Annotated in this window: 12 protein-coding genes; 8 read left to right on the plus strand and 4 right to left on the minus strand. The window is 70.2% G+C overall.

The annotated features are described in order from the left end of the window. The first annotated feature begins 7 nt into the window (after positions 1-7). Together hrpA and EOINJALH_RS03570 are read left to right on the plus strand one after the other, a co-directional pair. Positions 8-3,964 (plus strand): ATP-dependent RNA helicase HrpA, encoded by a 3,957-nt coding sequence (gene hrpA / locus EOINJALH_RS03565; protein WP_088278986.1) that lies wholly within the window; start codon positions 8-10, stop codon positions 3,962-3,964. Between the two features lie 128 nt (positions 3,965-4,092). Next, positions 4,093-4,353, plus strand: a complete 261-nt coding sequence (locus EOINJALH_RS03570) for a GlsB/YeaQ/YmgE family stress response membrane protein (RefSeq protein ID WP_088278940.1) — start codon at positions 4,093-4,095, stop codon at positions 4,351-4,353. A gap of 70 nt (positions 4,354-4,423) precedes the next feature. On the opposite strand, the gene EOINJALH_RS03575 is transcribed toward EOINJALH_RS03570, so the two are convergent. Continuing rightward, positions 4,424-5,785 (minus strand): TrpB-like pyridoxal phosphate-dependent enzyme, encoded by a 1,362-nt coding sequence (locus tag EOINJALH_RS03575; RefSeq protein ID WP_088278941.1) that lies wholly within the window; start codon positions 5,783-5,785, stop codon positions 4,424-4,426. A 138-nt stretch (positions 5,786-5,923) separates the two neighbouring features. Beyond that, positions 5,924-6,619 carry an RNA polymerase sigma factor gene (locus EOINJALH_RS03580; protein ID WP_158219637.1) on the minus strand — a complete coding sequence of 232 codons (696 nt, stop codon included), beginning with the start codon at positions 6,617-6,619 and terminating at the stop codon, positions 5,924-5,926. A 354-nt stretch (positions 6,620-6,973) separates the two neighbouring features. On the opposite strand from EOINJALH_RS03580, the gene EOINJALH_RS03585 reads away from it, so the two are divergent. Genes EOINJALH_RS03585 through EOINJALH_RS03605 form a run of 5 tightly spaced genes read left to right on the plus strand, consistent with a single transcriptional unit; the run spans position 6,974 to position 9,903 of the window. Next, positions 6,974-7,408, plus strand: a complete 435-nt coding sequence (locus EOINJALH_RS03585) for a DUF2087 domain-containing protein (RefSeq protein ID WP_088278943.1) — start codon at positions 6,974-6,976, stop codon at positions 7,406-7,408. Further along, positions 7,405-8,007, plus strand: coding sequence for a tRNA adenosine(34) deaminase TadA (gene tadA, locus EOINJALH_RS03590; RefSeq protein WP_088278944.1), 603 nt, complete (start codon positions 7,405-7,407; stop codon positions 8,005-8,007). Before EOINJALH_RS03585 ends, tadA begins: the two co-directional genes overlap by 4 nt. Before the next feature lie 5 nt (positions 8,008-8,012). Beyond that, entirely contained in the window at positions 8,013-8,912 is a 900-nt protein-coding gene (locus EOINJALH_RS03595) for an LD-carboxypeptidase (RefSeq protein ID WP_088278987.1), read from the plus strand. Between the two features lie 8 nt (positions 8,913-8,920). Beyond that, positions 8,921-9,277: a hypothetical protein gene (locus EOINJALH_RS03600; protein WP_088278945.1), complete on the plus strand. Its 357-nt coding sequence runs from the start codon at positions 8,921-8,923 to the stop codon at positions 9,275-9,277. Further along, a complete protein-coding gene (locus tag EOINJALH_RS03605) occupies positions 9,274-9,903 on the plus strand; it encodes a DUF938 domain-containing protein (RefSeq protein ID WP_234413645.1) in 630 nt (209 codons plus the stop codon). The genes EOINJALH_RS03600 and EOINJALH_RS03605 overlap by 4 nt, the downstream gene beginning before the upstream one ends. A gap of 7 nt (positions 9,904-9,910) precedes the next feature. On the opposite strand, the gene EOINJALH_RS03610 is transcribed toward EOINJALH_RS03605, so the two are convergent. Both EOINJALH_RS03610 and EOINJALH_RS03615 read right to left on the minus strand, forming a co-directional pair. Beyond that, positions 9,911-12,397, minus strand: coding sequence for an EAL domain-containing protein (locus EOINJALH_RS03610; RefSeq protein WP_088278947.1), 2,487 nt, complete (start codon positions 12,395-12,397; stop codon positions 9,911-9,913). After that, positions 12,394-13,455 (minus strand): ABC transporter substrate-binding protein, encoded by a 1,062-nt coding sequence (locus EOINJALH_RS03615; RefSeq protein ID WP_199873140.1) that lies wholly within the window; start codon positions 13,453-13,455, stop codon positions 12,394-12,396. The genes EOINJALH_RS03610 and EOINJALH_RS03615 overlap by 4 nt, the downstream gene beginning before the upstream one ends. Before the next feature lie 383 nt (positions 13,456-13,838). On the opposite strand from EOINJALH_RS03615, the gene EOINJALH_RS03620 reads away from it, so the two are divergent. Then, the gene (locus tag EOINJALH_RS03620) at positions 13,839-14,918 is read left to right on the plus strand and encodes a hydrogenase small subunit (protein ID WP_088278948.1); all 1,080 of its coding nucleotides are present in this window, start codon (positions 13,839-13,841) and stop codon (positions 14,916-14,918) included. Positions 14,919-14,937: the final 19 nt, after the last annotated feature.

The raw sequence follows: 14,937 nt of genomic DNA on the forward strand, positions 1-14,937 counted from the left end.
CCCCCGGGTGCCGCGCCCGGCGAACCCGATCCCGCCCATCACCTACCCCGAGTCGCTGCCGGTCTCTGGCCGGCGCGACGAGATCGCGCGCGCGATGCGCGACCACCAGGTGATCATCGTCTGTGGCGAGACCGGGTCGGGCAAGACCACGCAGTTGCCCAAGATCGCGCTCGAGCTGGGCCGAGGCCTGGGGGCCGGCGGCCGCGGGCTCATCGGCCACACGCAGCCGCGGCGCATCGCGGCCAGCAGCGTGGCCAAGCGCATCGCCGACGAACTGCAGTCGCCGCTGGGCGAGGTCGTGGGCTACAAGGTGCGCTTCCAGGATCGCCTGCAGCCCGGTGCCAGCGTCAAGCTGATGACCGACGGCATCCTGCTGGCCGAAACGCAGGGCGACCACGACCTGCGCGCCTACGACACGCTGATCATCGACGAGGCCCACGAGCGCAGCCTCAACATCGACTTCCTGCTCGGCTACCTGCGGCAGTTGCTGCCGCGCCGGCCCGACCTGAAGGTGATCGTCACCTCGGCCACCATCGATGCCGACCGGTTTGCGAGGCACTTCGAATCGAAGGCTGGCCCGGCGCCGGTGATCCAGGTTTCCGGCCGGCTGTTCCCGGTGGAGCAGCGTTGGCGGCCGTTCGAGGAATCGCGCGAGATCGATCTGGACACCGCCATCGCCGACGCCGTCGACGAACTGTGGCGCGGCGCCGGCCGCGGAGACATCCTCGTCTTCCTGCCCGGCGAGCGCGAGATCCGCGACGCGGCCGACCACCTGCGCAAGCACCTCGCCCAACAGCACCGCGGCGGGCCACAGCCCGAGATCCTGCCCCTCTTCGCGCGCCTGTCGCAGGCCGAGCAGGACCGCGTGTTCGAGCCCGGCAACGGCCACCGCATCGTGCTGGCCACGAACGTGGCCGAGACCTCACTCACCGTGCCCGGCATCCGCTACGTCATCGACAGTGGCCTGGCGCGTGTCAAGCGCTACAGCTACCGCACGAAGGTGGAGCAGCTGCAGGTCGAGCCGATCAGCCAGGCGGCGGCCAACCAGCGCGCCGGCCGTTGCGGCCGCGTGGCCAACGGCATCTGCATCCGCCTATACGACGAGAAGGATTTCGCCGGCCGGCCGCGCTTCACCGACCCCGAGATCCTGCGCTCGTCGCTGGCCGGGGTGATCCTTCGCATGAAGAGCCTGCGGCTCGGGCCGGTGGACGAGTTCCCGTTCCTCGAGCCGCCGCGTGCCAAGGCCATCGCCGACGGCTACGCGCTGCTGGGCGAGCTCAACGCGGTGGACGACGACAACGAGCTCACGCCGATCGGTGTGGAGCTGTCGCGCCTGCCGCTCGACCCGCGCGTCGGCCGCATGATCCTGGAGGCGCGCGACCGCCAGGCGCTGCACGAGGTGCTGATCATCGCCTCGGCGCTGACGGTGCAGGACGTGCGCGACCGCCCGCTCGAGCACCAGCAGGCCGCCGACGAGAAGCACCGCAAGTTCGACGACGAGAAGTCCGAGTTCATGGGCTACCTCAAGCTGTGGTCGTGGATCGAAGAAGGGCGGAGCGGAAAGGAGCCGGCTGTCCCTGCGGACAGCCGGACCCGCGCAGCCGGCCCGGCCTGCGAGCCGGGCCGTGGTGGTGAAGGTGCACCGCCCCGTCATGCTGTCCACAAGCTCAGCAATCGCCAGCAGGAGCAGCGCCTGCGCGAGAGCTTCGTCAACCCGCGCCGCGTGCGCGAATGGCGCGACATCCACACCCAGCTGCACACCGTGGTCGCCGAGCACGGCTGGCGCCTGAACGGCAGCCCGGCCACCTACGAGCAGATCCACCTGGCCATGCTGGCCGGCCTGCTGGGCAACATCGGCTGCAAGAGCGATGATGAAGACTGGTATCTCGGCGCCCGCGGCATCAAGTTCTGGCGCCACCCGGGCGCGCACCTCAGCAAGAAGCCCGGCCGCTGGCTGATCGCCGCCGAACTGGTCGAGACCACGCGCCTGTTCGGCCGCGGCCTGGCCAACATCGAGCCCACCTGGATCCCCGGCATCGCCGGCCACCTGCTCAAGACCCAGCTGCTCGACCCGCACTGGGAGAAGAAGGCCGCCGAGGTGGTGGCGCTGCAGCGCGCCACGCTGTACGGCATCGTGCTGTACGCCAACCGCCGCGTGAACTTCGGCAAGGTCGACCCGAAGGCCGCGCGCGAGATCTTCATCCGCAGCGCGCTGGTCGAGGGCGACTGGGAGACCAAGCTGCCCTTCGTCGCGCACAACCACAGGCTGCTGGCGCAGGTGGAAGAGCTCGAGCACAAGTCGCGCCGGCAGGACGTGCTGGTCGACGACGAGCTCATCTTCGCCTTCTACGACCAGCACCTGCCGGTCGACGTGCACTCGGGTGCCAGCCTCGAACGCTGGTACCGCGACGAGGTGCGCCGAAACCCCAAGGCGCTGCAGCTCACCCGCGACGAGCTGATGCGCCACGAGGCCGCCGGCATCACCACCGCGGCCTACCCCAAGACCCTTCGCCTGGGCGGTGTCGACTGCCCGGCCAGCTACCTGCACGACCCCGGCGACCCGAAAGACGGCGTCACCGTCACCGTGCCGATCTACGCGCTGAACCAGGTCAGCGAGGAGCGCTGCGAATGGCTGGTGCCGGGCATGCTGCCAGGCAAGGTGACCGCGCTGCTGAAGAGCCTGCACCAGCGCCCTCGCTCGCGGCTGGTGCCCTTGCCCGAGTACGTGGCCGAATTCGTCGAGCTGACACCTTTTGCGCAGGGTGCATTGATGGACGTGCTGCTGAAGGCCGTGCGCGACCGCACCCAGCTGGCGGTGCAGCGCAACGACTTCAAGCTGGACATGCTGCAGCCGCACCTGTTCATGAACTTCCGCGTCGTCGACGAGCACGGCCGGCAGCTCGGCATGGGCCGCCACCTGCCGACGCTGAAGGCCGAGCTCGGCGGGCAGGCGCGCTCGGCCTTCCAGGCGCTGGCGGCGTTGAAGCTGGCGGAGACGGTGACGGCGCCGGGCCCGGCGACCGTTGCCGCGCCCGCGTCGGGGTCCGCTGGTGCGCGTGCTGCGAGCGTTGCGCGGCCCGAGCGCGCGGCCGACGAGCCCGCCGTACCGGTGGCCGCGGCCACCTACACCGCCTGGACCTTCGGCGAACTGCCCGAGCTGATGGAGATCCGCAAGGCCGGGCAGACGCTGGTGGGCTTTCCGGCCCTGGTCGACAAGGCCACGCACGTCGAGATCGAGGTCTTCGACGAACCCGAGGTGGCCGCCGCACGGCACCGCGCCGGCCTGCGCCGGCTGGTGGCGCTGACCATCAAGGAGCCGCTGAAGTACCTCGAGAAGAACATCCCCGATCTGGTCAAGATGGCCGCCGCCTACATGCCGCTGGGCAGCGCCGACGAGTTGCGCCAGCAGATCGTCGACGTGGCGCTCGACCGCGCCTTCCTGGCCGACCCGCTGCCCGCCGATGCGGCCGCCTTCAAGGCCCGTGTCGACGAGGGCCGGGCGCGCCTGAACCTGATCGCGCAGGAGGTGGCTCGCCTGGCCGGCGTGGTGCTGGCCGAGTACGCCGTGGCCGCGCGCAAGCTCAAGGACAGCCGTCCGTCGAAGGAGGTGGCCGACGATGTCGCCGGCCAGCTGCAGCGGCTGCTGCCCAAGCGCTTCATGGCCACCACGCCCTATCCGCAGCTGCAACACTTCGCGCGTTATCTGAAGGCCATCACGCTGCGCCTGGACAAGCTGCGCGCCGACCCAGCCCGCGATACCCAGCGACTGGCCGAGTTGCGCCCGCTGGAGCAGCGCTACCTGCGCCGCCTGGCCGACCTGAAGGGCAGCGGCGACGCGCGGCTCGACGAGTACCGCTGGCTGATCGAGGAACTGCGCGTCAGCTTCTTTGCGCAAGAGCTGCGCACGCCGCAGCCGGTGAGCGTCAAGCGGCTGGACAAGGCCTGGCAGCAACTGTCGAGCTGACGTCCCTTGGCCCCGTCGCCCCGCGATCGGGGGGAACCAGACCGCGGACGGGGGCGCGACCATGGCGGCGCCGGTAAAGTCCGGGCCGATCGGCCGCATCGTGCGGCCGGCACGATGGAGTGGAACGCATGCAATACGTGTGGATGGCCCTGGTGGGCTTCGTCGTCGGGTTGATCGCGCGTGCGATCCTGCCCGGCACCCAGAGCATCGGCCTCATCCTGACGGCGGTGCTGGGCATTGCCGGGTCGTTCGTGGCCGGCTTCATCGGCCAGGCGGTCGGCTGGTACCACGCCGGGCAGGGCGCGGGCTTCATCGGCTCCGTGGTCGGGGCGATGCTGGTACTGTTCGTCTACAGCAAGGTCATGGCCGGCAAGGGCGAGGGCGGCTGAGGCCGGCCCCTCGCGCCAAACCAAAAAAGGGGCCCGTGGGCCCCTTTCTTGTGCCTGCGAGGCGGTGGCGTCAGGCCGGCACGGAGGGCAGGCCCGACAGCGCCATTGCCAGCTCGGCCTCGTCGTACTGCTGGTCGGTGAGCTTGCCGGCGAAGTAGGCCTGGTAGGCCGTCATGTCGAAGTGGCCGTGGCCGCAGAGGTTGAACAGGATCACCTCGCTCTTGCCCTCGGCCTTGCAGCGCAGGGCCTCGTTGATGGCACCGCGCACCGCGTGGTTGGCCTCGGGGGCCGGCACGATGCCCTCGGCGCGTGCGAACAGCACACCGGCCTCGAAGCAGGTGTTCTGGTGGTAGGCGGTGGCCTCGATCAGGTCCAGCTCCTTCAGGTGGCTCACCAGCGGGGCCATGCCGTGGTACCGCAGGCCGCCGGCATGGAAGCCCGGCGGCGTGAAGGTGCTGCCCAGCGTGTGCATCTTGGTCAGCGGCGTCAGGTGGGCGGTGTCACCGAAGTCGTAGGCGTACTTGCCGCGCGTCAGGCTGGGGCAGGCGGCCGGCTCGACGGCGACGATGCGGCGCTTCTTGCCGCCGCGCAATTGCTGGCCCAGGAAGGGGAAGGCGATGCCGGCGAAATTGCTGCCGCCGCCGGTGCAGCCGACGATCACATCGGGGTCGTCACCAGCCATCTCCATCTGCAGCATGGCCTCCTGGCCGACGATGGTCTGGTGCAGCAGCACGTGGTTCAGCACCGAGCCGAGCGCGTACTTGGTGTCGTCGTGGGTGGCGGCGATCTCCACCGCCTCGCTGATGGCGATGCCCAGCGAGCCGGGGTGGTGGGGGTCCTTGGCCAGGATCGCGCGGCCGGAGTTGGTGAGGTTCGACGGCGAGGCCACGCAGGTGGCGCCGTAGGTTTCCATCAGCGCGCGGCGGTAGGGCTTCTGGTCGTAGGACACCCGCACCTGGAACACCTGCACGCTGATGTCGAACAGCGAGCCGGCGAACGACAGCGACGAGCCCCACTGGCCGGCGCCGGTCTCGGTGGTGAGCTTCTTGATGCCGGCCTGGGCGTTGTACCAGGCCTGCGGGATGGCGGTGTTGGGCTTGTGGCTGCCCGCGGGCGAGACGCCCTCGTACTTGTAGTAGATCTTGGCTGGCGTGCCCAGCGCCTTCTCGAGGCGGTGGGCGCGGAACAGCGGCGCCGGACGCCACAGCTTGAAGACCTCGCGCACCGGCTCGGGGATCGGGATCTCGCGCTCGGTGGACACCTCCTGCAGGATCAGCTCCATCGGGAACAGCGGCGCCAGGTCGTCGGGCCCCACCGGTTGCATCGTGCCGGGGTGCAGCACCGCCGGCAGCGCCACCGGCAGGTCGGCGGCAATGTTGTACCAATGGGTGGGCATCTTGCTCTCGTCGAGCAGGAACTTCGTCTGGCTCATGCAATGCGCTCCGGGCAGCAGGGGGATCGAGCATCCTAAGTGCTGCCCGCGAGCCACCACTATCGGACTTGCCCGAGGATCGGCCTGCGGCGCCGCAGGGCACCGGCTCGCGCCCCAGGCAGCGCCGCCGTGCGGGCGTCAGCGCTTGCCGGTCGGGCGCATGGCGTCGCGACAGACCGCCAGCGCGCGCAGCATGTGCCGATCGACCGTCCGTTCGGTCATGCCCAGGCGCATGGCGATGACGCGGCGGCTCACGCCCTCCAGCCGGTTGAGCAGGAACACCTGCCGGCACGCACTGGGCAGCGCCTGCAAGGCCTCGGACAGGCGCTCGGCCTGCTGCTGCGCGTCGAGGATCAGCGCCGGATCGGCATGTCGGTCGGCCACCGAATCGGTGCGGGCATCCGGCGCGTCGACCTCGTCGCGCTCGCGCTGCCGATCGGTCGAGTCGGCGACCAGACGCACGCCGGCCTGATGCAGCCAGGCCTGCGGGTTGTCGATGTCCTGCCAGCGGCCGGCTTCCAGCAACTGCACGAACGAATCCTGCACCAGGTCTTCGGCGTCGTCGGCAGCCCGCCTCGCTGCCAGAGAGCGCTTCAAGGCGCTTGAATGGCGGGCCAGCAAATCGGCAATCGACTCCTCGGCGGCGATGCTCGCCAGTGCGCTGCGATCGTGACGGTGGCTGCTCACCGAGGCGGCCTGTCGGTCGAAGCGACCCATGGCGCGGCCTGGCCGAGCTGAACGATGTTCATCGGTACTACCAGAACGTTGGAAGGTGATGCAAGGCTTGCCGACGCGGCCGGGCGGCGGCGAGCGTCGGGCCCATGACAAGCTCAATTCAACGCCGGTGGGGCCCTGGACTGAGCCGATGTCGGGTCGGCCCGCTCGCCGTGTCGGTGACCGGGCGTGTGAGCCGAGATCGCCAGGGCGCTCGACATCACGGTCAGGTCCACCAAGACGATCCAGCGGACGGCGCGTGGTGGGACGAGGGTCTGTAACATTCAGCAATTATCATTAATCAACCGGTCGGCGCATCCACCTGAGGTCGGGGGGGACATGTCGCCAATGCCGCAGTTCTGCCGCCGGGCCACCCGCGCGGGCCCCCGGCCAGGAGCCTGATGGTGTCGCCGCGCTGGTAAGCTCGTGTGCCGTCGCGGCTGGGTGTCCCTCGAAGCGATCCTGGCACGACCCATGAGCAACGATCCCCTGCAGCCGCTGGCCGACCTCGTCGTCAAGGATGGGGTGGGGCTGGGCGGCCTGACCCCCGCGCTGCGAGGCAAGGCGCTGGCCCTGGTGTGGGCGGGTATGCCACCCACGGTGATGGACGAGCGCGCCGTCAACGTGGCGCTGAAGCACCTGCTCGCCGGTGCCGCCTCGTTCATCGACACCGACCACGTCGAACTGCGCCGTTGGCTGGTGGACGCCGGCTGGCTGTGGCGCGACGGCTTCGGGCGCGAGTACCGGCGGGTCGACCCGGGCGGCGTGCCCGAGGCCGACCGATCCCTGGCCCAGGCGCTGGCCGCCATCGATGTCGGCGCGTGGGCGGCCTCTCAGCGCCAGGCGCGAGAGGCCGAACGCCTGGCGCGCCGTGCGGCCTGGCAGGCCCGCCAAGGGGGGCCGGCATGACGGACGGGGCCGACCCGCAGGCCGAGGCCGCCGACGAACAGGCCATGCGCCTGGCGCTGGACCAGGCCCTGAACGCGCAACTGGCCGGCGAGGTGCCGGTGGGCGCGGTGATCGTGCGCGATGGCCAGGTCATCGCCACCGGCTACAACCGCCCCATCACCACGCACGACCCCACCGCGCACGCCGAGATCGTTGCCCTGCGCCACGCGGCGCAACTGCTCGGCAACTACCGCCTGCCCGAGTGCGAGCTGTACGTGACGCTGGAGCCCTGCGCAATGTGCGCGATGGCGCTGATGCACGCCCGCTTCAAGCGGGTGGTGTTCGCTGCCACCGACCCCAAGACCGGCGCGGCCGGCTCGGTGCTCGACCTCTTCGCCGAGGCCCGGCTCAACCACCACACCGCCTTGCGCGGCGGCGTGCTGGCCGAGGCCTCGTCGCGTCTGCTGCGCCAGTTCTTTGCCGACCGGCGGGCGCAGCAGCGGCTGGAGCGAGCCGCGTTGTCGCTGTCGGCCGCGGATCTCGGCGATCCCTCGCCCGAAAGCTCAGAGCCCATTCCCACCGGTGACGCCACCGAACTTCCTCTCCTCGATCCCGAATGAGCTCCATGACACTGCTGCACATCCTGTCGCCCGCCGGCGTCGAACTTCGCTCCGCGGCCGTGACGCTGGCGCGCAAGCGCCTCGGGGCGATGGGCTTCGCGGTGACGCTGGACCCCAGCGTGCGGGCCCGCCACCAGCGCTTCGCCGGCACCGACGACCAGCGGCTGGAGGCCCTGCACCGGGTGGCCGATGCGGCGCCGTCCGTCGCCATGGCCAGCCGCGGCGGTTATGGCATGACGCGCCTGCTCGACCGCATCGACTGGCCGCGCCTGGCGCGCAGCGTCGAGCGCGGCACGCGCTGGGTCGGCTTCAGCGACCTGACGGCGCTGCAGCTCGGCATGCTCGCCCACACCGGCGCCGAGAGCTGGATGGGGCCGATGGCCTGTGACGACTTCGGCCGCAGCGACGAGCAGGGCGGCGTCGACGAGATCACCCGCGACTGCTTCGTCGAGGCGATGGGCGGCGAGCTCGAAGCGGTGGGCTTCCGCACCGAGGCCGGCTTCGACGGCCTCGAGGCGCGCGGACGCCTGTGGGGCGGCAACCTGGCGATGGTGCAGTCGCTGATCGGCACGCCGCACTGGCCCAGGGTGAAGGGCGGCATCCTGGTGCTCGAGGAGGTGAACGAGCACCCCTACCGTGTCGAGCGGGCGCTGCTGCAGTTGCACCAGGCCGGCGTGCTGTCGGCGCAGAAGGCCGTGGTGCTGGGGGCCGTCAGCGACTGGCGCGCGTCGCCGCTGGACCGCGGCTACACGCTGAAGACCGCCATCGCGCACGTGCGCAGCGTGTGCGACACGCCCATCCTCACCGGGTTGCCCTTCGGCCACGTGCCCACCAAGGTGAGCCTGCCGATCGGCCGGCGCGTGCAGCTGGTGGTGGCGGGCCGCGACGTACTGATCGGGTGGTAGGCGCTGCCATGACGGCCATGTCCGACCGCCCCGAGCGGTGGCAGGTGGATGCAGGGGCCGCCGACATCGCCACGCTCGACATCCCGGCCAGCGCGCGCAGCGCCCGCGTCTTCGAGATCGACGTGCGCTTCGTCGTACGAGCGCCGCAGGCCGGCGAGGGTGCCTGGTTCGCCCTGGCCGTCGAGCTGAACGGCGTGCGCCAGTGGCAGCGGCGCCACGACGCCCACGGGCCGGGGCAGACCGATTCGCTGGATTACCACTGCCGCCGCGAGGTGCCGGTGGGGCAGGCGCTGCGGGTGCGTGCGGTGACGCAGGTGGGTGTCGCCGCCCGCGTGCGCCTGCTGATCGAAGCCGAGGAGGCGTGAGTCCCTTGTCCCCCGCCGACCTGCCGTTCAGCCCCGCGGCCGACCGCAACAAGGACCCGATCCTGGCGGTGCTGCGCCAGGTGATCCCGGCCCAGGCCCAGGTGCTCGAGATCGCCAGTGGCACCGGGCAGCATGCAGCCCACTTTGCGGGCGAATGCCCCGGCTGGACCTGGCAGCCCACCGATGCGCAAGCCGAGGCCCTGCCCGCCATCGCCGCGCGATGCAGCCCGTGGCCACGGGTGCTGGCCCCGGTGTTGCTGGACGTGATGGGGCCGTCGTGGCCGCTGCCAGAGGACGCGTACGATGCGATCTACTGTGCCAACCTGCTGCACATCTCGCCCTGGCCCACCTGTGCGGCCCTGATGCAGGGCGCGGCGCGGCATCTCGTGGCCGGCGGCGCCCTGGTGCTGTACGGTCCGTACCGGGTGGACGGCGAGCCACTGGCGCCGGGCAACCTGGCGTTCGATGCAGACCTGCGCTCGCGCGACGCGCGGTGGGGCCTGCGATCCTTGGCGGCGGTGGTCGAGGCGGCCTCCGACGCCGGCCTGGGTTTCGAGCAGCGCATCGCCATGCCCGCCAACAACCTGGTGCTGGTGTTTCGCCGCGACGCCTCGGCACCGCGGTGAACCGGCCTCAGGCGGCCTCGACCGCCCGGCTCACGAACAGCGGGCTGGGCCGGTTCACGCCGTAGCCCTGCGCATAGTCGACGCCGATGCGGCACAGGTGGCCGATGATGGCCTCGTTCTCGGCGTACTCGGCCACCGTGCGGATGCCCAGGATGTGGCCGACATGGTTGATGGTCTCGGTCATCGCGCGGTCGATGCGGTCGTGCTCGATGTTCTTCACGAAGCCGCCGTCGATCTTCAGGTAGTCCACCGGCAGGCTCTTCAGGTAGCCGAACGAACTGGTGCCGGTGCCGAAGTCGTCCAGCGCGAACTGGAAGCCCATCGCCTTGCACTGCCGGATGAACGCTGCCGCCGCCTTCAGGTTGTGGATGGCTGCCGTCTCGGTCAGCTCGAAGCAGATGGCCTGGGGTGGCAGCGCGTTGGCCTGGGCCTGCTCGCGGATGAAGTCGATCAGCCCGTCCGCGTTGAGCGAGGTGCCCGACAGGTTGATGGCGCAGGTGAGCCCGTCGCCGCCGTGCTGTTCGACCAGTTCGCGGTATCCGGCGAACACCTTGCGGATGACCCAGCGGTCGATGGTGGGCATCAGGTTGTAGCGCTCGGCCGCCGGCAGGAAACTGCCGGGCTGCACCAGCCCGCCTTCCTCGTCCACCATGCGCAGCAGCACCTCGATGTGCGTGCGGCTGCCCAGCGACGGTTTCAGCGCACGGTAGCTCTGGTGGTACAGCACGAAGCGGTCGTCGGCCAGCGCCGATTCGATGCGCGTGACCCAGCCCGTCTCGCGCCGCCGCGCCGCCATGTCGCCGTCGCCGTCGTTGAACACACAGGCGCGGTCGCGGCCCTGTTCCTTGGCCCAGTAGCAGGCCGTGTCGGCCTTGCTGAGCACCTCGGCGGGATTCGACTGCGCATGCAGGACCGCCAGGCCGATGCTGATGCCCACGCTGTGCGTCCTGCCCTTGTGTTCGAAGCGGTAGTCGCGCACGGCGGCCAGCAGGTCGGCCGCGATGAGCTTGGCGCGGTCGAGGCTGCATCCGTCCAGCAGCAGCGCGAACTCGTCACCGCCCAGCCGGGCCAGGGTGTCGGTCTGGCGCACCTTGTCGCGCAGCAGCGCCGTCAGGCCCTTCAGCAGTTCGTCGCCGGCGGCGTGTCCGCAGGTGTCGTTGATCAGCTTGAAGCGGTCCAGGTCCATGAAGCACACGGTGTGCATCGTGTCGCTGTGTCGGGAGTTGCCGAGGGCCGCCTCCAGCCGGCGGTTGAACTCGCGACGGTTGGCCAGGCCGGTGAGCACGTCGTGCGAGGCCTCCCACGACCGGCGCTGCGCATCGTCGCGGGCGGCGCTCACGTCGCGGAAGGTCAGCACGATGCCCGACAGGCCGCCCTCGGGGTCGTGCATCGGGGCGGCCCGGTGGTCCACGCCGATGCGCTGGCCGTCGCGGCGGATCAAGTCGAGGTCGGCGCTCGGCGCGTGGGCGTCGCCTGCGGGGGTGCCCAGGCCCACCGCCTGCGGCTTGTCGGTGGCTGCATCGACGAGCTTCAGCACCTCGGTCACGGGCTGCCCGGCGGCCTCGTCGAGGCACCAGCCGGTGAGCTGTTCGGCGACCGGGTTCAGGTAGCGCACACGGTCGAGCGCGTCGGTGGTGATCACCGCATCGGCGATCGAGTTGAGCGTGACCTCGGCGCGTTCCTTCTGCTCGAACAGCGCGTCGGACGTGGTCCGCAGCTGCGCCATGGCCCCCTGCAACTCGCTCCTCGACACGGTGGTCTGCTGCAGGTCGTGCATCAGTTCGTTGAAGGCGTGGCCCAGTTGCCCCAGTTCGTCGTGCGTGGTCACCGGCGCACGACGCCCCAGGTCGGTGGGCGACTGGCGCAGGTCGACGATGGTGCCGATCAGCCCGGCCAGCGGCCGGGTGACGAAGGCCGTCAGCGTGGCGTACAGCAGCAGCACGCCGCCGGTCAGCACCAGCAGGCCCATGCCCAGCGCCGAGCGCAGCATCAGCAACAGCTTGGTGGCGATCTCGCCCCCGTCGATGGTGACGACGACGCTGCCTTGCCGCTCGGATTGCCCGTCGCGCACCGGCACGGTGGCGAAGTGGCGCATGGCATCGGCGGCGCGGGTGGTGACCACCCGTTCCTGGCCGGCCGCCACGGCTGCCACCAGTGCGGGGTCGCCCACGCTGTCCAGCGGCGCACGGCGGCTGTGGAAGAGCACCCGGCCGTCGCGCACCACCACCATGGCCGACTCGATGCCAGGGTAGGTGTCGATGACTTGCTGGCACTGCTCGTCGAAGCCGCTCAGGTCGTCGATCGCGATGCCGAACTGCAGCAGCCGCTCGAGCTGCGTCTGCAGCCCCTTGCCGATGGCCAGCGCGCGCGACTGCAACGCCGATTCGTAGGCCTGCGTGAACTCGCGCGTGGTGCTGGTGATGACCGCGCCGATGGCGCACAGCATCACCACCGTGGCGATGACGAGGATGCGGCCCTTGAGGTTGAGGTTCACTGGTCCCACTCGAACTTCGGCACCACCTCCGCCGACAGGAGCAGCCCCGTCTTCACCGTCAAGCCGAGCTTCTGCGCGCGCGCCAGGCTGATCACCGGCGCGCCCTTGCGGGTGGGTTCCATCTTGAACGACGACGGCGCGCGGCCCTCGACCAGGATGCCCCGGGCGATGCGCCCGGCGGCCAGGCCCTGTTCGCGCTCGGACACGGTGACGGCCGCCAGCGAGCCGTGGTGCACGCGGTCGACCCAGAAGCCGAAGTCGGGCAGCTTGCTGTGCTCGGCCGTCCACCGCATCACCTGCTGGTAGGGCACGTTCCGGCCCTGGTCGTCCTTGAAGTTGAAGACGCCGATCAGCGCCATCGCATCGGCGCTGGTCTGGTAGTGCTGCAGCTTGCGCTTGTAGTCGTCGAAGGTGCGGATCGTGTCCCAGGCGACGAACTCCACGCCCGGCATGCCGGCCAGCCGCTCCTTCATCCGTGCCTGCACCGACGGCCACAGCGCGGCCTCGTCGAACACGGCGACGAAGCGCCGGGCGCCGGGCGCCAGCGCCTGCAGCAGCTTGACGGATTCGACCGAGTGCTCGTGCTCCAGCACGCCAGCGACGTTGCTGCTGCCTTCGAAGCCATAGGTCTGCGGTGCCTTGTTGACGCCACTGAAGACGATGGGCAGCGACTGGTTGACGTACCGGCTGGCCACGAGTTCCTGGGCCTCGTCGTCGCTGGTGTAAAGCAGGTCGGGTTGCCAGCGGTCGATCAGCGCGCGGGCCTCCTCGCCCTTGGCCGCCTTCTGTTCGGGGGTGCTGAACTTCTTGGCGTCCATCTGGAACACCCGCACCTCGGCCGACGGCACGGCCAACGCGTCCTTGAACCCCTGCAACTGCCCGTCCGTCCAGCGCCAGGGCGAGTGGTAGCTCATCACGTGGACGATCTTTAGCGGCCGGTCGGCAGGCTGCCCCTTGGCGGTGGCGGCCGCCACGGCGGCCGATCCGAGCAGTCCCCAGGACAAGGTGGCGGCGCACAGCGTTCGACGGGTCGGGCGGGCCGCTGTTTCGTGGGACATGGGGGGTTCCTGGGGGCGATGGAGGCACGACGGCCGTGTGGCCTCGTCTTCGGCGACGGGCGCACGAACTTGAGGCGCTGGCTCGGCGGTGGCCACGTCTTGGCAGGTCCGCCGGTTCGCTCGTCGGGCAGGCCGCCACCGGCACCGCCGGCCTGGAAGCGTGGCTTGCAGTGGGCCGCCCAGCCTGGAAGGCCGGCTTGCAGGCATGCGCGCGACGTCCCCGAGAGGCGCCACGGCGCGTGAATTTTTCCGTGCGATTTCAAGCACTTGGCGCCGCGGCTCGGTGTTTTCCCGCGAAGGCCCGGATTGGGTACGCAACTTGAGACATGGCAAGGCAGCGCGGGCCGAGGGGGCTTGCGAAAGTGCCCACGGAGACACGCACCATGGAAACCTTCTACGACGTCATGCGCCGCCAGGGCATCTCGCGCCGCAGCCTGATGAAGTACTGCTCGCTGACGGCCACCTCGCTGGGCCTGTCGCCGGCCTTCGTGCCGCAGATCGTGCACGCGATGGAGACCAAGCCGCGCACGCCGGTGCTGTGGCTGCACGGGCTGGAGTGCACCTGCTGCAGCGAGAGCTTCATCCGCAGCGCGCACCCGCTGGCCAAGGACGTGGTGCTGTCGATGATCTCGCTCGACTACGACGACACGCTGATGGCCGCCGCCGGCCACCAGGCCGAGGCCATCCTCGACGAGATCATGAAGAAGTACAAGGGCCAGTACATCCTGGCCGTCGAGGGCAACCCGCCGCTCAACGAGGACGGCATGTTCTGCATCCAGTCGGGCAAGCCCTTCATCGAGAAGTTGAAGCGCGTGGCCAAGGACGCCAAGGCCGTCATCGCCTGGGGCTCGTGCGCCTCTTGGGGCTGCGTGCAGGCCGCCAAGCCCAACCCGACGCAGGCCACGCCGATCCACAAGGTGATCACCGACAAGCCCATCATCAAGGTGCCCGGCTGCCCGCCGATCGCCGAGGTGATGACCGGCGTCATCACCTACATGCTCACCTTCGACCGCATTCCCGAGCTCGACCGCCAGGGCCGGCCGAAGATGTTCTACAGCCAGCGCATCCACGACAAGTGCTACCGCCGCCCGCACTTCGATGCCGGCCAGTTCGTCGAGGCCTTCGACGACGAGAGCGCCCGCCGCGGCTACTGCCTCTACAAGGTGGGCTGCAAGGGCCCGACCACCTACAACGCCTGCTCCACGGTGATGTGGAACGAGGGCACCAGCTTCCCGATCAAGGCCGGTCACGGCTGCATCGGTTGCAGCGAGGACGGCTTCTGGGACAAGGGCTCGTTCTATGACCGCCTGACCAACATCCACCAGTTCGGCATCGAGGCCAATGCCGACCAGGTGGGCGGCGCGGCGGCCGGCATCGTCGGCGCGGCCGTGGCCGCGCACGCGGCGGTCAGCGTGATCAAGCGCGTGGCCACCGCCAAGACCGACAACACCCCTTCGACCTGACCGCCGTCACCCCAACCCA

The organism is Ideonella sp. A 288 (genome assembly GCF_002198735.1).
Taxonomy (GTDB): Bacteria; Pseudomonadota; Gammaproteobacteria; order Burkholderiales; family Burkholderiaceae_C; genus Pseudaquabacterium.